Source organism: Pseudomonas sp. LBUM1664, assembly GCF_059695895.1.
The window spans coordinates 4,931,692-4,951,527 of the sequence record NZ_CP166791.1; the positions used below are offsets into that span (position 1 = coordinate 4,931,692).

Sequence of the window (19,836 nt, forward strand, 5' to 3'; positions counted from 1 at the left end):
CCAGGCCTGGCATGAGTCATGCTCTACACTCTTGGAGACGAATGCCTGCACGCAACACAACAGGAGCTGCCAGGCATTCGAAGCACTCAGGGCCGACGAACCGGCTAAATAAAAAAAACAATGTCGAGGAAACATCGATGCGTATCGTTCCCCATCTTCTCCTGGGCGCAGCCATTGCTGCCGCTCTGATCAGCACTCCGGTTTTCGCAGCCGAACTGACCGGCACGCTGAAAAAGATCAAAGAGTCCGGCGTTATCACGCTTGGGCATCGCGACGCTTCCATTCCGTTTTCCTACATCGCGGACGCTTCCGGCAAACCGGTCGGCTACTCCCACGACATCCAGATGAAAGTCGTCGAAGCCATCAAAAAAGACCTGGACCTGCCCAACCTGCAGATCAAATACAACCTGGTGACTTCGCAAACCCGTATCCCGCTGGTGCAGAACGGCACCGTGGACCTGGAGTGCGGTTCCACCACCAACAACGTCGAGCGTCAGCAACAAGTTGACTTCTCCATTGGCATCTTCGAGATCGGCACCCGCCTGCTGTCCAAGAAAGACTCCAAGTACAAGGATTTCGACGACCTCAAGGGCAAAAACGTCGTGACCACCGCCGGCACCACGTCCGAGCGCCTCCTCAAGGCAATGAACGCCGACAAGCAGATGGGCATGAACGTCATCTCTGCCAAAGACCACGGCGAATCCTTCCAGATGCTGGAATCGGGCCGGGCCGTCGCGTTCATGATGGACGACGCCCTGCTGGCCGGTGAAGCCGCCAAGGCCAAGAAGGCCGATGACTGGGCCGTAACCGGTACGCCACAGTCCTACGAAATCTACGGCTGCATGGTGCGCAAAGGCGACGAGCCGTTCAAAAAGGCTGTGGACGATGCCATCGTCGCGACCTACAAGTCGGGCGAGATCAACAAGATCTACGAAAAATGGTTCATGCAGCCAATCCCGCCAAAAGGTCTGAATCTGAACTTCCCGATGAGCGAAGAGCTCAAGGTACTGATCGCCAATCCGACCGACAAAGCGGCTGACGACAAGAAATCCTGATTTCTGACTAACCTTATCTCCTGAAGGGGCTCGGCCCTTTCAGGGGGTGTCACTCCCTGCTGGCAATTCTGGAAGCACTCGGACGGTGGCTGTCGAGCCGATCGTGTGTGCCTGGCAGTCAAGCATTTGTACATCGAACGATCTGAGGGGAGACCCTAATGAATTACAACTGGGACTGGGGCGTGTTCTTCAAGTCCACCGGCGTGGGCAGCGAGACTTATCTCGACTGGTACGTGACCGGCCTGGGCTGGACCATCGCCATCGCCATCGTGGCCTGGATTGTCGCCCTGCTGCTGGGCTCGGTTCTGGGCGTGATGCGCACGGTGCCGAACCGGCTGGTGTCGGGTATCGCCACATGCTACGTAGAACTCTTTCGCAACGTGCCGCTGCTGGTTCAGCTGTTCATCTGGTACTTCCTGGTGCCCGACCTGCTGCCTGAAAACCTGCAGGAGTGGTACAAGCAGGACCTGAACCCGACCACCTCGGCCTACCTGAGCGTTGTCGTGTGCCTGGGCCTGTTCACCGCCGCCCGGGTTTGCGAACAGGTTCGCACCGGTATCCAGGCGCTGCCGCGCGGTCAGGAGTCCGCCGCCCGCGCCATGGGTTTCAAGCTGCCGCAGATCTACTGGAACGTGCTGCTGCCCCAGGCCTACCGAATCATCATTCCGCCACTTACTTCGGAATTCCTCAACGTCTTCAAGAACACGTCCGTGGCTTCGCTGATCGGCCTGATGGAACTGCTCGCGCAGACCAAACAGACCGCCGAGTTCTCCGCCAACCTGTTCGAAGCCTTCACCCTGGCCACGCTGATCTACTTCACCTTGAACATGACCCTGATGCTGCTCATGCGCTTGGTCGAGAAGAAAGTCGCGGTGCCCGGCCTGATCTCCGTGGGGGGTAAATAATGGAATTCGATTTCAGTGGCGTCATCCCGGCCATTCCCGGCTTGTGGAACGGCATGCTGATGACCCTCCAACTGATGGCCATGGGCGTCGTCGGCGGGATCATCCTGGGGACAATCCTGGCGCTGATGCGCCTGTCCCACAACAAGCTGGTCTCCAACATTGCCGGCGCCTACGTCAATTACTTCCGCTCGATCCCGCTGCTGCTGGTGATCACCTGGTTCTACCTGGCGGTGCCGTTCGTGCTGCGCTGGATCACCGGCGAAGACACACCGATCGGTGCGTTCGGCTCCTGCGTCGTGGCGTTCATGATGTTCGAGGCGGCGTACTTCTGCGAAATCGTAAGGGCCGGCGTGCAGGCGATCCCCAAGGGCCAGATGGGCGCCGCCCAGGCACTGGGCATGAATTATGGCCAGACCATGCGCCTGATCATCCTGCCCCAGGCGTTTCGCAAGATGACCCCGCTGCTGTTGCAACAAAGCATCATCCTGTTTCAGGACACCTCGCTGGTCTACACGGTCGGCCTGGTGGACTTCCTCAATGCTTCGCGGGCCAATGGCGACATCATCGGCCGCGCCAATGAGTTCCTGATCGTCGCAGGTCTCGTGTACTTCACAATCAGCTTTGCCGCCTCGCTGCTGGTCAAGCGTCTGCAAAAAAGGTTCGCCGTATGATCTCTATCAAGAACATCAACAAGTGGTATGGGGACTTCCAGGTACTGACCAATTGCAGCACCGAGGTCAGCAAGGGTGAGGTTGTGGTGGTGTGCGGGCCGTCGGGTTCGGGCAAGTCCACGCTGATCAAATGTGTGAACGCCCTGGAGCCGTTCCAGAAAGGCGACATCGTGGTCGACGGCACGTCCATCGCCGACCCGAAGACCAACCTGCCGAAACTGCGTTCGCGCGTAGGCATGGTGTTCCAGCATTTCGAGCTGTTCCCGCACCTGACCATCACCGAAAACCTGACCATCGCGCAAATCAAGGTGTTGGGCCGCAGCAAGCAAGAAGCCACCCAGAAAGGCCTGCAATTGCTTGAGCGGGTCGGTCTTTCCGCGCACGCCCACAAGCACCCGGGCCAGCTCTCCGGCGGTCAGCAACAGCGCGTGGCGATTGCCCGTGCCCTGGCGATGGACCCGGTGGTGATGCTGTTCGACGAACCGACCTCGGCCCTTGACCCGGAAATGGTCAACGAAGTGCTCGACGTGATGGTGCAACTGGCCCACGAAGGCATGACCATGATGTGCGTGACCCACGAAATGGGCTTCGCCCGCAAAGTGGCGAACCGGGTGATCTTCATGGACCAGGGCCAGATCATCGAAGACTGCAAGAAAGAAGAGTTCTTCGGCGACATCAGCGCCCGCTCCGAACGTGCGCAGCATTTCCTTGAGAAAATCCTGCAGCACTAAACAACACCGCTCCCTCTGTGGGAGCGGGCTTGCTCGCGAAGAGGGCAGCACATTCAACATCCATGTGACTGATCCACCGCTTTCGCGAGCAAGCCCGCTCCCACAAGGGACCGCGGTGTTCTCTAGTAAGTGTTGTGGTTGACCCAAGGCTTCTGTGATGAAATGCGACCCCACTCTCTATCGCGCCGCGCCGCCATCACTCGCCGTGAAACCCCGCCTGATCCGTCATCTGTTTCTGCCGCCGCTGATCATTGCCCTGATGATCGGCCTGGGTTACGTCGGCTTCTGGATCAGCGAGCACTATGGCATTCGCGGCCTTGCCGAGAACGGCGAGCGTCAGCTGGAGCTGCACGCCCGTGCGGTCGAGAGCGAGATCAGCAAGTACACCTACCTGCCCAGTTTGCTGGAGCTTGAATCCAGCGTCTCGCAACTGCTCGCCGACCCGACGCCCGAGCATCGCAAGGCCGTCAACGAATACCTCGAAGGCCTGAACCGACGCAGCCGCAGCCGGGCCATTTACGTGATGGACACCACCGGCCGGGTCATGGCCACCAGCAACTGGCGCGACGTCGACAGTTACCTGGGTGAAGACCTGTCCTTTCGCGCCTATTTCCAGAACGCCGTACGCGGCCAGCCCGGGCGCTTCTATGGCATCGGCAGCACCAACGGCGAGCCTGGCTACTATCTGGCCCATGGCCTGGAAGAACAGGGCAAGATCATCGGCGTCGCTGCGGTCAAGGTGCGCCTCGAAGCCCTGGAAGAACGTTGGCAGCGGGCACGCCTGGAGGCGTTCGTCAGCGATGAGAATGGCATCATCATTTTGTCCAGCGACCCGGCGCGACGGCTCAGGTCCGTGCGGCCGCTGAGTGATGAAACCAAGGAGCGCCTGGCCCGCAGCCTGCAGTATTACTGGTTCCCGTTGAACGAACTGATCCCCCTGGCCCGGGAACGATTGGCCGAAGGCATGGAGAAGCTGACGTTCCCGGCCAACACCGAACTGGTGTCTGACGAGCAGGCCATCAGCTACTTGTCACAGACCCGGCCCTTGAGCGACACACCGTGGAGTTTCACCCTGCTGACTCCGCTGGAAGACCTGCGTCGCCAGGCAATCAACCAGGGCATCCTGGTGGCCGTGGCCTTCGCCCTGGTGGCGTTCCTGCTGATCGCCTGGAACGAGCGGCGCAAGGTCATCGCCACCCGCCTCGCCGCCCGCGAAGCCTTGCAGGAAGCCAACAATCAGCTGGAACGTCGGATTACCGAACGCACCACCGACCTGCGGGCCAGCAACGAACGGCTCAAGGGCCAGATTCGCGAACGCCGGCAAGCCGAAGAGACCTTGCGTCGGGCCCAGGACGAATTGGTGCAGGCCGGGAAACTGGCGGCCATCGGCCAGATGTCCACCAGCATCGCCCATGAACTCAACCAACCGCTGGCCGCACTGCGCACCCTGTCGGGCAATACCGTGCGCTTCCTGGAGCGTGGCCAACTGGATGTCGCCAGCACCAACCTCAAGACCATCAACGAATTGATCGATCGCATGGGCCGGATCACCGCCAGCCTGCGCTCCTTTGCCCGGCGCGGGGACGACCAGGGCCAGGCCAGCCTCGGCAAGGCGGTCGAGGCCGCGCTGCAACTGTTGGGCGCCCGCCTCGAGAGCTCGCATATCCAGGTCCATGCCGCTTTCGAGGACGTTCAGGTGCAAATCGACCAGACGCGCCTGGAACAGATCCTGGTGAACCTGATCGGTAATGCCCTGGACGCCATGCAGACCCAACCCGAGCCGCGACTATGGCTTGAAGGTGAAACCAGCGACGGCAAATACCGCCTGCGGGTACGGGACAACGGCCACGGCATCGATCCAGAGACGCGCAAGCATCTGTTCGAACCCTTCTTCACCACCAAACCCGGCGAACAAGGCCTGGGGCTGGGCCTGACGCTCTCGGCGAGCCTGGCCGCCGCCACGGGCGGATACCTGGGCGTCGAGTACCCGGTTGAGGGCAGTGGAACCACGTTTGTCCTCAGTTTACCGTTGGTAAGCCTTTCACCTGCCGAGCCGCTATGAACAACGACCTGAGCGTACTGATCGTCGAAGACGACCCCCATGTCCTGCTGGGCTGCCAACAGGCCCTGACCCTGGAAGACATTCCCTGCATCGGCGTGGGCAGTGCCGAAGAGGCTCTGGAGCGGGTCGGCGATGACTTTGCCGGCATCGTCATCAGCGACATTCGCCTGCCGGGCATCGATGGCCTGGAGCTGCTGACCCGCCTCAAGGCACGGGACCGCAGCCTACCGGTGGTGCTGATCACCGGTCACGGCGACATCTCCATGGCCGTCGACGCCATGCAAAAAGGCGCTTATGACTTCATGGAGAAACCCTTCTCCCCAGAACGCCTGGTGGACGTCGCCCGCCGCGCCCTGGAGCAGCGCGGCCTGGCCCGGGAGGTTTCATCGCTGCGCCGGCAATTGGCCGAACGCGATTCACTGGAAGGCCGGATCATCGGTCGCTCGCCGGCCATGCAGCACCTGCGAGCGCTGATCGCCAACGTCGCCGACACCTCGGCCAACGTGCTGATCGAAGGCGAAACCGGCACCGGCAAGGAACTGGTCGCCCGTTGCCTGCATGACTTCAGCCGACGCCACGGCAAACAGTTCGTCGCGCTCAACTGCGGCGGCCTGCCGGAGAACCTGTTCGAAAGCGAGATTTTCGGCCATGAGGCCAATGCCTTTACCGGCGCCGGCAAACGCCGGATCGGCAAGATCGAGCACGCCGATGGTGGCACGCTGTTTCTCGATGAAGTGGAAAGCATGCCCCTGCCGTTGCAGATCAAACTGCTGCGGGTGTTGCAGGAACGCACCCTTGAACGCCTGGGTTCGAACCAGAGCGTGGCCGTGGATTGCCGGGTAATCGCCGCCACCAAGTCCGACCTGGACGAAATGGGCCGGGCCGGGCAGTTTCGCAGCGACTTGTATTACCGCCTCAACGTGGTGACCCTGGAGCTGCCACCCCTGCGCGAACGGCGCGAAGACATCCTGCAGCTGTTCAAACATTTTCTTCAGCAGTCATCCCTGCGCTTCGACCGCACAGTGCCGGAGCTGGACAACCAGACCCTGTCGAACCTGATGAGCCATGACTGGCCGGGCAACGTGCGGGAACTACGCAACGTCGCCGAACGCTACGCCCTCGGCCTGCCGGCCTTCAAGAAGTCTGGCGCCAGCAGCGGCAGCCAGGGCCTGGCCTTCGCCGAAGCGGTGGAAGCCTTCGAGCGCAACTTGCTGGTGGACGCCTTGCAACGCAGCGGTGGCAACCTGACCCAGGCCAGCCTGGAGCTGGGCATGGCCAAGACCACACTGTTCGACAAAGTCAAAAAATATGGCCTGAGCCATTAGGCCAAGGCGGTGCTGGTCAGCGCCTGGGGAAAGGTCCACGGCTGATGCTACAGGCCGTGCAAGATCAGTAACCGACGGTGAACCGCGCCCGCGAAAACTGCGGCGTTTCCACTTCATCGATCATCGCAATGGCGTAATCGGCAAAGCTGATCCAGCTGCGCCCGGCGTCGTCGAACAGTAAGTGATCCTCGCCGATACGGAATTGACCGGTGCGCTCGGTTTCGACGAACTCCGCCGAGGGCGAGAGAAAAGTCCAGTCCAGCTCCTGTTCCTTGCGCAGCACATCCAGAAACAACGCACCGGCGCTGGCTTCGGCGAGGTATGCCTCTGGAAAGCCCTCGCTGTCGATCACACGGTTGTTGTCCGGCAGCAGTAACGAACCGGCCCCGCCCACCACCAACAACCGCTTGACCCCAGCCGCCTTCACCGCAGCGATGACCTTGTCGGCCGGCACCGTGGAGAAGTGGGCCGCGCTGATCACCACGTCGTGGCCGGTCACCGCCGCGGTCAACGCCTCGCTGTCCAACACGTCCAACTGCTTGCTGACCACCCCGGCCCTTTTGCCGATTTTTGCGGTATTGCGGGCAATGGCCGTGACGCTGTGACCGCGACGCAAAGCTTCTTTCAACAGTTGGCTGCCAGCACGACCGGTGGCGCCGATGATTGCGATTTTGCTCATGATGTTCTCCAGTGATTACACATAGATGCGATTGAAACTGTTGCTTGAAACAGACATGACAAGTCTTTGCGGTATGAACACCGTTGTGGCGAGGGAGCTTGCTCCCGCTCGGCTGCGAAGCAGTCGCAATACGGTTCATGCGGTGTGTCAGGGGCAATGGATGTTCTGGTTTTGGGGCCGCTGCGCAGCCCAGCGGGAGCAAGCTCCCTCGCCACAAAAGCGCTTCAACCGAGCCCCCTTCAGTCAGGCAGCCCCGTAGGTTTTCACCACTTCATCTCGCCTTTGGCAACCTTGGCACTGAGCTCCAGGGAGCTGTCTTCACCCAGGTTCGGATAGCGTTGCTTCATGGCGGCGATCAGCGCGGCGGAGTCCTTGGCGCGGGCGGTTTCCTCGTCAAAAGCCTTGATGTAACCGGCAGTGAATGTCACCGGGGCCAGGGTCCGGGCACTTTCACCCAGGTAATGGCCCGGGATCACCGTGCTCGGTTGCAGCTTTTCAATGCCCGCCAGGGTTGCCAGCCAGTCTTTATGGGACTGCGGCGTCTGGGTATCGGCCATCCAGACATGAATGTTCTCAGCCACCACCACACCGCCAACCACGGCCTTGATCGATGGAATCCACACGAAACTGCGGTCCGGCTGCGGGCCTTGAAGGCCGACTATCTGCAAGCGCTTGCCTTCCAGGGTCAGGCTGTCGCCCTTGAGTACCTGAGGCACGATGGTTTTGGCCGGTGCGTCAGCCTTCAAGATCGGCCCCCAATATTTCAGCTTGCCTTCTGCGGTTTGCTTGATGTGCTCGACGGTCGGCGCGGATGCCAGCACCTTGGCCTCAGGGAACGCAGCGGTCAGGGTTTGCAAACCAAAATAGTAGTCTGGATCGCCATGGCTGATGTAAATCGTGGTCAGTTGTTTGCCGCTGGCGCGAATTTTTTCCACAACCTGTTCGGCTTGGGACTTGCCGAACTGGGCGTCCACCAGAATCGCCTCTTTTTCGCCGCTGACCAATACCGAGGTCACCGGGAAAATTGCTGCCGCGCCAGGGTTGTAGACATCAAGGGTCAGGTCCGCGGCCCAGGCGTGGGCTGTGAAGGCCAGGGCGGTGGTCGCCAGCAGCAGGCGCTTGAGTGGGGTAAATACGGTCATGCTGTGCTCCGTTGTCCAAAAACCCGAAAGGGGATGAGACAGAGCTTAGTTACCTGGCTCGTTCCAAAAAATGCGATGCTGGAACATAGTTTGTTTCTGAAATCGGGCAAATCATGGATCGTCTACAAGCAATGCAGGTGTTCGTCACGGTAGTGGACCTGGGCAGCCAGTCGGCGGCGGCTGAACATTTGGACCTGTCGCGGCCGGTGGTGTCGCGGTATCTGGCGGAGCTCGAAGACTGGGTCGGTGCCCGGCTGATGCACCGCACCACCCGCAAGCTGAGCCTGACCGCCGCCGGTACGGAGACCCTGCCGCGCTGCCGGCAGATGCTGGAGCTGTCCGGCGATATGCAAGCAGCCGTCAGCACGCCGCACGACGCGCCACGGGGCATGCTGCGCATCAGCGCCAGCACCTCGTTCGGCCAGGCCCAATTGGCCGCCGCCATGGCCGAGTACGTCCGGCGATACCCCGGGGTAAGCGTTGACCTGCAGATGCTTGATCGCACCGTGAACCTGGTGGATGAGCGCATCGACCTGGCGATCCGTGTAAGCAACGATCTGGACCCTAACCTGATCGCCCGGCGCCTCACGGTCTGCCGCTCGGTGATCTGCGCCTCGCCCGATTACCTGCGCGAACACCCCGCACCGCTGCGGGTGGAGGACCTGAGCCGGCACAACTGCCTGACCCACTCCTACTTCGGCAAGAGCCTGTGGCATTTCGAGCAGGACGGCGAGCAGGTCTCGGTGCCGGTGCAGGGCAATATCAGCGCCAACGAGGCCAGCACCCTGCTGCGGGCGACCATTGCGGGCGCGGGCGTGGCGATGCTGCCCAGCTATCAGGCCGGCACCCACATCAAAAGCGGCGAACTGACCCGCCTGGTGGCCCACGCCGAACCGCGGCAAATGAACATGTACGCGGTGTATGCATCACGCAAGCACATGCCGTCGACGCTGCGCAGCATGCTGGATTTTCTGGTACTCAAATTCCCCGAGACGCCTGAGTGGGATGTGGGGCTGTAAACAATATCCCTGTGGGAGTTCTCTGTACGGCCTTAAGCCTTGCACCAGGATTTCACCAATAGCCCGCCCCAAGGCATACTTGCCACCCTCCGTATTCCAGAACCCAAAACCGCCCCATGCGTATCCACGTCAGCTTCATCGACCGCGTCGGCATCACCCAGGAAGTCCTGGCTTTGCTCGGTGGACGCAATCTCAATCTGGATGCGGTGGAGATGGTGCCGCCCAACGTCTACATCGACGCCCCGACCCTCAGCCCGCAGGTGCTGGACGAATTGCGCGAGGCGCTGTTCAGCGTGCGGGGCGTGCAGGCGGTCACCGTGGTAGACATCCTGCCGGGCCAGCGTCGGCACTTGCAGCTTGATGCCCTGCTCGCGGCCATGACCGACCCGGTACTGGCCCTGGACAGCGCCGGCAATATATTGCTGGCCAACCCGGCGCTGATTGCCCTGTACGGTCGTGAACCGGCTGGGCAAAGCGTGGCCGATCTGTTCAGTGACAAAGCGCTGCTGGAGGCCCTGCTGGAGAACGGTTTCCGCTTGCCGCTGCGGGAAATCACCCTCAACGGCCAGACCTTGCTGCTGGACGCCACACCCATCACCGACGCCGGTGCGTTGCTAACGCTCTACCCGCCGAACCGCATCGGCGAACGCCTGTCCGCGTTGCATCACGACCACGCCGAAGGTTTTGACGCGCTGCTGGGCGAATCCCCGGCGATTCGCACCCTCAAGGCCCGGGCCCAACGGGTGGCGACCCTGGATGCACCGTTGCTGATCCAAGGTGAAACCGGCACCGGCAAGGAACTGGTGGCCCGGGCTTGCCACGCCATCAGCGCCCGTCACGGCGCGCCGTTCCTGGCCCTGAACTGCGCCGCGCTGCCAGAGAACCTGGCGGAAAGCGAACTGTTCGGCTACGCCCCTGGCGCCTTCACCGGGGCGCAGCGGGGCGGCAAGCCGGGGCTGATGGAACTGGCGAACCAGGGCACGGTGTTTCTCGATGAAATCGGCGAGATGTCACCGTACCTGCAAGCCAAGCTGCTGCGCTTCTTGAACGACGGCAGCTTCCGCCGGGTCGGCGGCGACCGGGAAATCAAAGTCAACGTGCGGATCCTCAGCGCCACTCACCGCAACCTGGAAAAAATGGTCAGTGAAGGTTCGTTTCGCGAAGACCTGTTCTATCGCCTGAACGTGCTCAACGTCGAAGTCCCACCACTGCGTGAGCGCGGCCAGGACATCCTACTGCTGGCGCGCTATTTCATGCAGCAGGCCTGTGCGCAGATCCAACGCCCGGTCTGCCGCCTGGCCCCCGGCACCTACCCGGCGCTGCTGGGCAACCGCTGGCCGGGTAATGTGCGGCAATTGCAGAACGTGATCTTTCGCGCCGCCGCCATCTGCGAAAGCAGCCTGGTGGACATCGGCGACCTGGACATCGCCGGCACCTCCGTGGCGCGTCAGGGCGATGTAGAGGTCGAAAGCCTGGAGCAGGCCGTGGAAACCTTCGAGAAACACCTGCTCGAAAACCTCTACGTCAACTACCCATCCACCCGCCAACTCGCCAGCCGCCTGCAAACCTCCCACACCGCGATTGCCCATCGGTTGCGCAAGTATGGGATTCCCAACAAACCGTGAGCGCACAGGGGCCGGTGACGTGTTCGAAATTTAGCCAAAACCGACCTCCACCTGTACTGAAAGCGCTACAGCGGAATGATATCGCTACACTCATCGCTAACCTGCGCCGGGTAAGGCTTTGATCCCACAATGGTTTTATCCAGACCCAGCCCTGTAGCGATTTCGCTACAGAGCTGTCTTCTTGCACGCTCAGAAAACACAACAAACCATTGATATATAAGAGTTTATTAACATTGGCCGTATTCTTGCTATGGGTATAGCCATTCGGCCGGGCCATGTCCCGCGCCTTTTTTCGCGTCCACCAGACGAATCTGGCCCCAGGAGTTTCCATGAGCGAGTTGCGTTTCACTGAAGATCACGAATGGCTGCGCACCGAAGCCGACGGCAGCGTTACAGTCGGCATCACTGCGTTTGCCCAGAACGCCTTGGGCGATGTGGTCTATGTTCAGTTACCGGAACTGCAAAACTACGCCAAGGGTGCCGAAGCCTCTACCGTGGAATCGGTGAAAGCCGCCAGCGGTGTCTACATGCCACTGGACGGTGAAGTGCTCGAAGTGAACCCGGCCCTGGAAAGCAATCCAGAACTGGTCAACGAAGATCCGCTGGGCGACGGCTGGTTTTTCCGTTTCAACCCAGCCAACGCCGCCGACGTGGGCCAACTGCTGGACCAGGACGCCTACGACCGCCTGATCAAAGCCAACGCCCAAGCCTGAGGAGCGCAACATGACCGTTAATCTCGGCACCGCCAACGAATTCATCGCTCGCCACATCGGCCCGCGAGCCAGCGACGAGCAAGCCATGCTCGAGCGCCTGGGCTTCGGTTCCCTGGAAGCGTTGAGCGCCAGCGTCATTCCCGAAAGTATCAAGGGCACCAGCGTGCTGGACATGGGCGACGGCCAGAGTGAAGCCGATGCACTGGCCTCGATCAAGGCCATCGCCGCCAAGAACCAACTGTTCAAGACCTACATCGGCCAGGGCTACTACAACTGCCACACGCCGGCACCGATCCTGCGCAACCTGCTGGAAAACCCGGCCTGGTACACCGCCTACACGCCGTACCAGCCAGAAATCTCCCAGGGCCGTCTCGAAGCGCTGTTGAACTTCCAAACCCTGATCAGCGACCTCACCGGCCTGCCAATCGCCAACGCATCCTTGCTGGACGAAGCCACCGCCGCCGCCGAAGCCATGACTTTCTGCAAGCGCCTGAGCAAGAACAAGGGCAGCACTGCCTTCTTCGCCTCCCGCCATTGCCACCCGCAGACTCTCGACGTGTTGCGCACCCGTGCCGAGCCCCTGGGCATCGACGTGATCGTCGGCGACGAGCGCGAGCTGACCGACGTCAGCACCTTCTTCGGTGCGCTGCTGCAATACCCGGCCAGCAACGGTGACCTGTTCGACTACCGCGAACTGACCGAACGCTTGCACGCCGCCAACGCCTTGGTGGCGGTTGCCGCTGATCTGCTGGCCCTGACCCTGCTGACCCCGCCGGGCGAATTCGGCGCCGACGTGGCCATCGGCAGCGCCCAGCGCTTCGGCGTGCCACTGGGCTTCGGTGGCCCGCACGCGGCTTACTTCTCCACCAAGGATGCCTTCAAGCGCGACATGCCGGGCCGTCTGGTCGGTGTTTCCGTGGACCGTTTCGGCAAGCCGGCCCTGCGCCTGGCCATGCAGACCCGCGAGCAACACATCCGCCGCGAGAAAGCCACCAGCAACATCTGCACCGCTCAAGTGTTGCTGGCCAACATCGCCAGCATGTACGCCGTGTACCACGGCCCTAAAGGCCTGACGCAGATCGCCAATCGCATCCATTACCTGACCGCGATCCTTGCCAAGGGCCTCGCCGCGCTGGGCCTGAAGGCCGAGCAAGAGAGCTTCTTCGACACCCTGACCCTGCATACCGGCGCACAAACCGCCGCCCTGCACGTCAAGGCCCGCACCCAGCGCATCAACCTGCGTGTCGTGGACGCTGAGCGCCTGGGCCTGTCCCTAGACGAAACCACCTGCCAGGCCGACATCGAAACCCTGTGGAGCCTGTTGGCCGACGGTAAGGCCCTGCCGGACTTCGCCGCCCTGGCCGCCACCGTGCAAAGCCGCATCCCGGCCGAACTGGTGCGCCAGTCGGCGATCCTCAGCCACCCGGTGTTCAACCGCTACCACTCCGAGACCGAGCTGATGCGCTACCTGCGCAAGCTCGCCGACAAGGACCTGGCCCTGGATCGCACCATGATCCCGCTGGGCTCCTGCACCATGAAACTCAACGCCGCCAGCGAAATGATCCCGGTGACCTGGGCCGAATTCGGCGCCCTGCACCCGTTCGCCCCGGCCGAACAAAGCGCCGGCTACCAGCAACTGACCTCTGAGCTGGAAGCCATGCTGTGCGCCGCCACCGGTTACGACGCGGTGTCGCTGCAACCCAACGCCGGTTCCCAGGGTGAGTACGCAGGCCTGCTGGCGATCCGCGCGTATCACCAGAGCCGTGGCGAAGACCGCCGCGACATCTGCCTGATCCCTTCCTCGGCCCACGGCACCAACCCGGCCACCGCCAACATGGCCGGCATGCGCGTGGTGGTGACCGCCTGCGATGCCCGCGGCAACGTCGACATCGAAGACCTGCGGGCCAAGGCCATCGAACACCGCGAACACCTCGCGGCGTTGATGATTACCTACCCGTCCACCCACGGTGTGTTTGAAGAAGGCATCCGCGAAATCTGCGGCATCATTCATGACAACGGCGGCCAGGTGTACATCGACGGCGCCAACATGAACGCCATGGTCGGTCTCTGCGCCCCGGGTAAATTCGGCGGCGACGTGTCGCACCTGAACCTGCACAAGACTTTCTGCATCCCCCACGGCGGTGGTGGCCCGGGCGTCGGCCCAATCGGCGTCAAATCCCACCTGGCGCCGTTCCTGCCAGGCCACGCCAACATGGAACGCAAGGAAGGCGCGGTGTGCGCAGCGCCGTTCGGCAGCGCCAGCATCCTGCCGATCACCTGGATGTACATCCGCATGATGGGCGGCGCGGGCCTCAAGCGTGCCTCGCAACTGGCGATCCTCAACGCCAACTACATCGCCCGACGCCTGGAGGAGCACTACCCGGTGCTCTACTCCGGCAGCAACGGCCTGGTGGCCCACGAATGCATCCTCGACCTGCGCCCGCTCAAGGACAGCAGCGGCATCAGCGTCGATGACGTGGCCAAGCGACTGATCGACTTCGGCTTCCATGCCCCGACCATGTCGTTCCCGGTGGCCGGCACACTGATGATCGAGCCGACCGAAAGCGAATCCAAGGAAGAACTGGACCGTTTCTGCGACGCCATGATCTGTATTCGCGAAGAAATCCGCGCGGTGGAAAACGGCAGCCTGGACAAAGACGACAACCCACTGAAAAACGCCCCGCATACCGCGGCGGAAATCGTCGGCGAGTGGGCTCATCCCTACAGCCGCGAACAGGCGGTGTACCCAGTGGCGTCGTTGATCGAAGGCAAATACTGGCCACCGGTGGGCCGGGTCGACAACGTGTTCGGCGACCGCAACCTGGTCTGCGCCTGCCCGTCGATCGAAAGCTACGCTTGACCTGAGCGGAGGGCGGTCTGCCTGCCCTCCGAATCCCTTGTGGGAGCGAGCAGGCTCGCTCCCACAAGGATCTATGCCAGAACTTACACCGTCGATCCTCATAAAAAGAAACCGGAGAAACACCATGTCGTTAAGCGTGTTCGACCTGTTCAAGATCGGCATCGGCCCCTCCAGTTCCCACACGGTCGGCCCGATGCGTGCCGCTGCCCGTTTCGTCGAGGGGCTGCGCCGTGATGACCTGCTTGAAACCATCACCAGCGTCAAGGTCGAGCTCTACGGCTCGCTCGGCGCCACCGGCAAGGGCCACGGCAGTGACAAGGCCGTGCTGCTGGGCCTGGAAGGTGAACACCCGGACACCGTAGACACCGAAACAGTCAATGCCCGCCTGCAGGACATTCGCAGTAACGGACGCCTGAACCTGCTCGGCCAACACCCCATCGAATTCAACGAAAAACTGCACCTGGCGATGATTCGCAAGCCGCTGGCCTTTCATCCCAATGGCATGATCTTCCGCGCCTTCGATGCGGCGGGGCTACAAGTGCGCAGCCGCGAGTACTACTCGGTGGGTGGCGGTTTTGTCGTCGACGAAGACGCTGCCGGCGCTGACCGGATCGTCGAAGATGCAACGCCCCTGACCTTCCCGTTCAAAAGCGCCAAGGACCTGCTGGGCCACTGCACCACCTATGGCCTGTCCATCAGCCAGGTGATGCTGACCAACGAAAGCGCCTGGCGCCCTGAAGCCGAAACCCGCGCCGGCCTGCTGAAGATCTGGCAGGTGATGCAGGATTGCGTGGCGGCCGGGTGCCGCAACGAAGGCATTCTGCCGGGCGGGTTGAAGGTCAAACGACGGGCGGCGGAGCTGCATCGCCAGCTGTGCAATAACCCGGAAGCCGCACTGCGCGATCCACTGTCGGTACTGGACTGGGTCAACCTGTACGCCTTGGCGGTCAACGAAGAAAACGCCTACGGCGGGCGCGTCGTCACCGCCCCAACAAACGGTGCGGCGGGGATCATCCCGGCCGTGTTGCATTACTACATGCGCTTCATCCCCGGCGCCAACGAAGATGGCGTGGTGCGGTTCCTGCTGACCGCCGCCGCCATCGGCATCCTGTACAAGGAAAACGCATCCATCTCCGGCGCCGAGGTCGGTTGTCAGGGTGAGGTCGGCGTGGCCTGCTCCATGGCCGCCGGCGCCCTGTGCGAAGTATTGGGCGGTACGGTGCAACAAGTGGAAAACGCCGCCGAGATCGGCATGGAACACAACCTCGGCCTGACCTGCGACCCCATTGGGGGCCTGGTGCAGGTGCCGTGCATCGAACGCAACGCCATGGGCTCGGTAAAAGCCATCAACGCGGTGCGCATGGCCATGCGCGGCGACGGGCATCACTTCGTTTCCCTCGACAAAGTCATCCGCACCATGCGCCAGACTGGCGCCGACATGAAAAGCAAATACAAGGAGACCGCCCGCGGCGGTCTGGCGGTCAACATCATCGAATGCTGAGGCGCGCTGCTCGCCTCCCTTCTACATATTCCAGGAGCTGATATGTCCACCGAACAACTGCTGAAAACCCCGCTGCATGCCCTGCACCTCGAACTCGGCGCCCGCATGGTGCCATTCGCCGGCTACGACATGCCGGTACAATACCCACTGGGCGTGATGAAAGAACACCAGCACACCCGCGATCAGGCCGGGCTGTTCGACGTGTCCCACATGGGCCAGATCCGCCTGACCGGCGCAAGCGCCGCCAAAGCCCTGGAAACCCTGGTGCCGGTGGACATCATCGATCTGCCGGTGGGCATGCAGCGCTACGCCATGTTCACCCACGAGAACGGCGGCATCCTCGACGACCTGATGGTCGCCAACCTGGGTAACGACGAACTGTTCCTGGTGGTCAACGCGGCTTGCAAGGATCAGGACCTGGCCCACCTGCGTGCCCACATTGGCGAGCAGTGCAGCATCGAGCCGCTGTTCGAGGCCCGCGCCCTGCTCGCCCTGCAAGGCCCGGCCGCCGTCACCGTGCTCGCACGACTGGCGCCAGACGTGGCGAAGATGACCTTCATGCAGTTCCAACGCATCACGCTGTTGGGCGTGGACTGTTTTGTCAGCCGGTCGGGCTACACCGGTGAAGACGGTTTCGAAATATCCGTACCCGCCGCCGACGCCGAAAAACTCGCCCGCGCCCTGCTGGCCGAACCGCAAGTGGCCGCCATCGGCCTTGGCGCCCGTGACTCCCTGCGCCTGGAAGCCGGCCTGTGCCTCTACGGCCACGACATGAATACCGAAACCACACCCATCGAAGCCAGCCTGCTGTGGGCCATTTCCAAAGTGCGACGTGCCGATGGCGCCCGCGCCGGTGGTTTCCCTGGGGCTGAAATCGTGTTTACCCAGCAACAGAGCGGCGTGAAGCGAAAACGCGTCGGTCTGCTGCCCCAAGAACGCACACCGGTGCGCGAAGGCGCAGAGATCGTCAACGAAACGGGCGAAATTATTGGTGCAGTGTGCAGCGGTGGTTTCGGCCCGACCCTGGGCGGTCCGTTGGCGATGGGTTATCTCGACAGTGCATATGTCGCACTGGATACACCGGTCTGGGCCATTGTTCGTGGGAAAAAGGTGCCTTTGCTTGTAAGCAAAATGCCATTTGTTCCACAACGTTACTACCGTGGCTGATTGATTGCTTCTATACGTAACGCGGTTGCCTTATACGTGCACTAATGTGTAACGCAACCGCCATAAAAAGGTGCATCTTTTCGTCATTGAACTGCGCTTATAACGATTGAAAACAATTGAACTAGACTATCGAACAAGCCCAGGCCTGCGAGTGTGCAAATGCCGGTAAGGCTGAGCAAATACGGGCCCTCAGAGGGGGTTGTTTTTTTGTTCGTAGTTGGCGTAGAGTTTGATCACTGTGTTTGCATGGGTCGCTTGGAATCGTGACCTGGGCAGTAGCTTATGAAGTTTTGCTACATCCCGTTCGACGTCTCTTACTTTCCTGCAACCCAGCCCCAGTACTCTTTCATGCGAAAGAGGCTGTCATCAATTTAAGCGTCAAAGGAAATAAGAAAATGGCTGAGCGTCAGAGCGGTACCGTCAAGTGGTTCAACGACGAAAAAGGTTTTGGTTTTATCACTCCTGAAAGCGGTCCGGATCTGTTCGTGCATTTCCGCGCCATTCAGGGCAACGGCTTCAAGAGCCTGAAAGAAGGCCAGAAAGTCACTTTCGTCGCTGTGCAAGGCCAGAAAGGCATGCAGGCTGACGAGGTACAAGCCGAAGCCTAAGGCTTTCGCGAACTAAAAAGCCCCTGATTGATATCAGGGGCTTTTTTATGGGCGTAAATCCGTAAAATGGCTTTCTTTTTTCGTCCGAGGCCGTCATGCCGAAACACCTGCTTACCCCCCAGGGCGACTTTCCCCCCGCCGGTCTGGGCCGTCGCCTGGCCGCGATGTTTTATGACTTTCTGCTGTGCACGGCGCTGCTGATCGTCACCGGCGGCGTCTACAAGATGATTCAGATGGGGATCATCGGCGAAGAAAAAATGCGCGCCCTCACCGAAGCCGGAGCGCTGGACGGCGACCCGCTGCTGTCCACCGTGCTGTTTTTTGTCCTGTTCGGCTTCTTCGCCAAGTTCTGGACCCACAACGGCCAGACCCTGGGCATGCAGGTGTGGTGCATCCGCGTACAGAACGCCGATGGCACCGCCATCAGCCTGTGGCAGGCGCTGTTGCGGTTTGTGGTATCGATTGCGTCATTGCTGCTGGTGGGGCTGGGCTTCATCTGGGCCCTGTTCGACAAGCGCAAGCGCAGCTGGCATGACATCTACTCAGATACGCAGCTGGTGCGGATTCCCAAGAAAGGGAAATAAGCTGCAAGCTTGGGGCTTGCAGCTTGAAGCTGCCTCTCAAGCATTCCCCGCCAGCTTCATCCGCGCTGCCTGGGTGAAGTCCAGCATGCGCTTGAGCGGGCGAATGGCCTGGGGGATCAGCGCCGGGTCGACGAATATCTCGTTGGCACCTTCCTGCAGGCTCTTGAGCGTGCGCTCCAGGGTGTTCATCGCCATCCAGGGGCAGTGAGCGCAACTGCGGCAAGCCGCGCCGTTGCCGGCGGTAGGGGCTTCGATAAAGACCTTGTCCGGGCAGAGCTGCTGCATCTTGTAGAAAATGCCGCGGTCGGTGGCAACGATCAGCGTCTTGTTCGGCAGGCTTTGGGCGGCGGCAATCAATTGGCTGGTGGAGCCCACGGCGTCCGCCAGTTCAATGACCGAGGTCGGCGACTCCGGGTGCACCAGGATCGCGGCGTCCGGGTACAGCGCCTTCATGTCCTCCAACTGCTTGGACTTGAACTCTTCGTGGACGATACAGGCACCGTCCCACAACAGCATGTCAGCGCCGGTCTTGCGCTGGATGTATGTGCCCAAATGCTTGTCCGGGGCCCAGATGATGGTCTCGCCGTTGTCCATCAGGCTCTCGACGATTTCCAGCGCACAGCTGGACGTCACCACCCAATCGGCCCGGGCTTTGACCGCCGCCGAGGTGTTGGCGTACACCACCACGGTGCGCTCCGGATGCTGGTCGCAGAACGCCGAGAACTCGTCCACCGGGCAACCCAGGTCCAGGGAGCAAGTGGCCTCCAGGGTTGGCATCAATATGCGCTTTTCGGGGTTGAGGATCTTGGCGGTCTCGCCCATGAACTTGACCCCGGCCACCACCACGGTCTTGGCCGGATGGGCGTTGCCAAAGCGGGCCATTTCCAGGGAGTCGGACACGCAGCCCCCGGTCTCTTCGGCCAGGGCCTGGATGATCGGGTCACAATAGAAGTGCGCAACCAGCACCGCGTCCTGAGCCTTGAGCTCGGCAGCGATGGCAGCGCGGTACCAGGCCTCTTGCTCGGCGGTCAGCGGCTTGGGCTGCTTGGCGTCGAGGTGGGCCTGGACCAGAAGGCGTTCGGAAATTTGCGTCATGTTCGCAAGACCTGCAGGCGCGTCTAGCGCGAAAGTCGAGTATACACCCGGCTCCGGACCACTCGGGTACCGCCGGGAAAGTGGGTATCAATCA

The 19,836-nt window shown here is 61.5% G+C and carries 17 protein-coding genes; 14 read left to right on the top strand and 3 right to left on the bottom strand.

Annotated features, from left to right (window positions below):
* The first annotated feature begins 137 nt into the window (after window positions 1-137).
* From ACA047_RS23155 to aauR, 6 genes are all read left to right on the top strand, one after another.
* Entirely contained in the window at window positions 138-1,055 is a 918-nt protein-coding gene (locus ACA047_RS23155; RefSeq protein ID WP_497353311.1) for a glutamate/aspartate ABC transporter substrate-binding protein, read from the top strand.
* Between the two features lie 158 nt (window positions 1,056-1,213).
* The gene (locus ACA047_RS23160; protein ID WP_497353313.1) at window positions 1,214-1,960 is read left to right on the top strand and encodes an amino acid ABC transporter permease; all 747 of its coding nucleotides are present in this window, start codon (window positions 1,214-1,216) and stop codon (window positions 1,958-1,960) included.
* Window positions 1,960-2,631 carry an amino acid ABC transporter permease gene (locus ACA047_RS23165; RefSeq protein ID WP_497353315.1) on the top strand — a complete coding sequence of 224 codons (672 nt, stop codon included), beginning with the start codon at window positions 1,960-1,962 and terminating at the stop codon, window positions 2,629-2,631. Before ACA047_RS23160 ends, ACA047_RS23165 begins: the two co-directional genes overlap by 1 nt.
* Complete coding sequence (locus tag ACA047_RS23170; RefSeq protein WP_497353317.1) at window positions 2,628-3,362, top strand: amino acid ABC transporter ATP-binding protein; 735 nt, start codon at window positions 2,628-2,630, stop codon at window positions 3,360-3,362. Before ACA047_RS23165 ends, ACA047_RS23170 begins: the two co-directional genes overlap by 4 nt.
* A 157-nt stretch (window positions 3,363-3,519) precedes the next feature.
* Window positions 3,520-5,424, top strand: coding sequence for a two-component sensor histidine kinase AauS (gene aauS / locus ACA047_RS23175; protein ID WP_497353319.1), 1,905 nt, complete (start codon window positions 3,520-3,522; stop codon window positions 5,422-5,424).
* Complete coding sequence (aauR, locus tag ACA047_RS23180; protein ID WP_497353320.1) at window positions 5,421-6,749, top strand: two-component response regulator AauR; 1,329 nt, start codon at window positions 5,421-5,423, stop codon at window positions 6,747-6,749. Before aauS ends, aauR begins: the two co-directional genes overlap by 4 nt.
* Before the next feature lie 64 nt (window positions 6,750-6,813).
* On the opposite strand, the gene ACA047_RS23185 is transcribed toward aauR, so the two are convergent.
* Both ACA047_RS23185 and ACA047_RS23190 read right to left on the bottom strand, forming a co-directional pair.
* Window positions 6,814-7,428, bottom strand: a complete 615-nt coding sequence (locus ACA047_RS23185) for an NAD(P)-dependent oxidoreductase (RefSeq protein WP_497353322.1) — start codon at window positions 7,426-7,428, stop codon at window positions 6,814-6,816.
* Between the two features lie 263 nt (window positions 7,429-7,691).
* Window positions 7,692-8,570: an MBL fold metallo-hydrolase gene (locus tag ACA047_RS23190; RefSeq protein WP_497353324.1), complete on the bottom strand. Its 879-nt coding sequence runs from the start codon at window positions 8,568-8,570 to the stop codon at window positions 7,692-7,694.
* Window positions 8,571-8,683: 113 nt separating this feature from the next.
* Here ACA047_RS23190 and ACA047_RS23195 point away from each other — a divergent pair, with 113 nt between their 5' ends.
* The 8 genes from ACA047_RS23195 to ACA047_RS23230 all read left to right on the top strand — a co-directional run bounded on the left by ACA047_RS23195 (window position 8,684) and on the right by ACA047_RS23230 (window position 18,647).
* Window positions 8,684-9,589, top strand: coding sequence for a LysR family transcriptional regulator (locus ACA047_RS23195; protein ID WP_497353326.1), 906 nt, complete (start codon window positions 8,684-8,686; stop codon window positions 9,587-9,589).
* Between the two features lie 116 nt (window positions 9,590-9,705).
* Window positions 9,706-11,214, top strand: a complete 1,509-nt coding sequence (gcsR, locus tag ACA047_RS23200; RefSeq protein ID WP_497353328.1) for a transcriptional regulator GcsR — start codon at window positions 9,706-9,708, stop codon at window positions 11,212-11,214.
* A gap of 329 nt (window positions 11,215-11,543) precedes the next feature.
* Window positions 11,544-11,927, top strand: coding sequence for a glycine cleavage system protein GcvH (gene gcvH / locus ACA047_RS23205; protein ID WP_497353330.1), 384 nt, complete (start codon window positions 11,544-11,546; stop codon window positions 11,925-11,927).
* Window positions 11,928-11,937: 10 nt separating this feature from the next.
* Window positions 11,938-14,787: an aminomethyl-transferring glycine dehydrogenase gene (gene gcvP / locus ACA047_RS23210; protein ID WP_497353332.1), complete on the top strand. Its 2,850-nt coding sequence runs from the start codon at window positions 11,938-11,940 to the stop codon at window positions 14,785-14,787.
* A gap of 124 nt (window positions 14,788-14,911) precedes the next feature.
* Window positions 14,912-16,288, top strand: coding sequence for an L-serine ammonia-lyase (locus ACA047_RS23215; protein ID WP_497353334.1), 1,377 nt, complete (start codon window positions 14,912-14,914; stop codon window positions 16,286-16,288).
* 42 nt (window positions 16,289-16,330) lie between these two features.
* Window positions 16,331-17,455 carry a glycine cleavage system aminomethyltransferase GcvT gene (gene gcvT / locus ACA047_RS23220; RefSeq protein ID WP_497353336.1) on the top strand — a complete coding sequence of 375 codons (1,125 nt, stop codon included), beginning with the start codon at window positions 16,331-16,333 and terminating at the stop codon, window positions 17,453-17,455.
* 395 nt (window positions 17,456-17,850) lie between these two features.
* A complete protein-coding gene (locus ACA047_RS23225; RefSeq protein ID WP_027902257.1) occupies window positions 17,851-18,063 on the top strand; it encodes a cold-shock protein in 213 nt (70 codons plus the stop codon).
* A 95-nt stretch (window positions 18,064-18,158) separates the two neighbouring features.
* Window positions 18,159-18,647 (top strand): RDD family protein, encoded by a 489-nt coding sequence (locus ACA047_RS23230; protein WP_497353339.1) that lies wholly within the window; start codon window positions 18,159-18,161, stop codon window positions 18,645-18,647.
* Window positions 18,648-18,683: 36 nt separating this feature from the next.
* Here the strand turns inward: ACA047_RS23230 and nadA are convergent, their stop codons facing one another.
* Window positions 18,684-19,742, bottom strand: coding sequence for a quinolinate synthase NadA (nadA, locus tag ACA047_RS23235; protein WP_497353341.1), 1,059 nt, complete (start codon window positions 19,740-19,742; stop codon window positions 18,684-18,686).
* Window positions 19,743-19,836: the final 94 nt, after the last annotated feature.

Bases quoted from the DNA above. Each gene is read 5' to 3' on its own strand.
- ACA047_RS23215 (WP_497353334.1), top strand. From the start codon at position 14,912: ATGTCGTTAAGCGTGTTCGACCTGTTCAAGATCGGCATCGGCCCCTCC.
- ACA047_RS23160 (WP_497353313.1), top strand. From the start codon at position 1,214: ATGAATTACAACTGGGACTGGGGCGTGTTCTTCAAGTCCACCGGCGTG.
- nadA (WP_497353341.1), bottom strand. From the start codon at position 19,742: ATGACGCAAATTTCCGAACGCCTTCTGGTCCAGGCCCACCTCGACGCC.
- ACA047_RS23195 (WP_497353326.1), top strand. From the start codon at position 8,684: ATGGATCGTCTACAAGCAATGCAGGTGTTCGTCACGGTAGTGGACCTG.
- ACA047_RS23155 (WP_497353311.1), top strand. From the start codon at position 138: ATGCGTATCGTTCCCCATCTTCTCCTGGGCGCAGCCATTGCTGCCGCT.
- aauS (WP_497353319.1), top strand. From the start codon at position 3,520: ATGAAATGCGACCCCACTCTCTATCGCGCCGCGCCGCCATCACTCGCC.
- gcvH (WP_497353330.1), top strand. From the start codon at position 11,544: ATGAGCGAGTTGCGTTTCACTGAAGATCACGAATGGCTGCGCACCGAA.
- ACA047_RS23165 (WP_497353315.1), top strand. From the start codon at position 1,960: ATGGAATTCGATTTCAGTGGCGTCATCCCGGCCATTCCCGGCTTGTGG.
- ACA047_RS23185 (WP_497353322.1), bottom strand. From the start codon at position 7,428: ATGAGCAAAATCGCAATCATCGGCGCCACCGGTCGTGCTGGCAGCCAA.
- ACA047_RS23225 (WP_027902257.1), top strand. From the start codon at position 17,851: ATGGCTGAGCGTCAGAGCGGTACCGTCAAGTGGTTCAACGACGAAAAA.
- ACA047_RS23190 (WP_497353324.1), bottom strand. From the start codon at position 8,570: ATGACCGTATTTACCCCACTCAAGCGCCTGCTGCTGGCGACCACCGCC.
- ACA047_RS23170 (WP_497353317.1), top strand. From the start codon at position 2,628: ATGATCTCTATCAAGAACATCAACAAGTGGTATGGGGACTTCCAGGTA.
- ACA047_RS23230 (WP_497353339.1), top strand. From the start codon at position 18,159: ATGCCGAAACACCTGCTTACCCCCCAGGGCGACTTTCCCCCCGCCGGT.
- aauR (WP_497353320.1), top strand. From the start codon at position 5,421: ATGAACAACGACCTGAGCGTACTGATCGTCGAAGACGACCCCCATGTC.
- gcvP (WP_497353332.1), top strand. From the start codon at position 11,938: ATGACCGTTAATCTCGGCACCGCCAACGAATTCATCGCTCGCCACATC.
- gcvT (WP_497353336.1), top strand. From the start codon at position 16,331: ATGTCCACCGAACAACTGCTGAAAACCCCGCTGCATGCCCTGCACCTC.
- gcsR (WP_497353328.1), top strand. From the start codon at position 9,706: ATGCGTATCCACGTCAGCTTCATCGACCGCGTCGGCATCACCCAGGAA.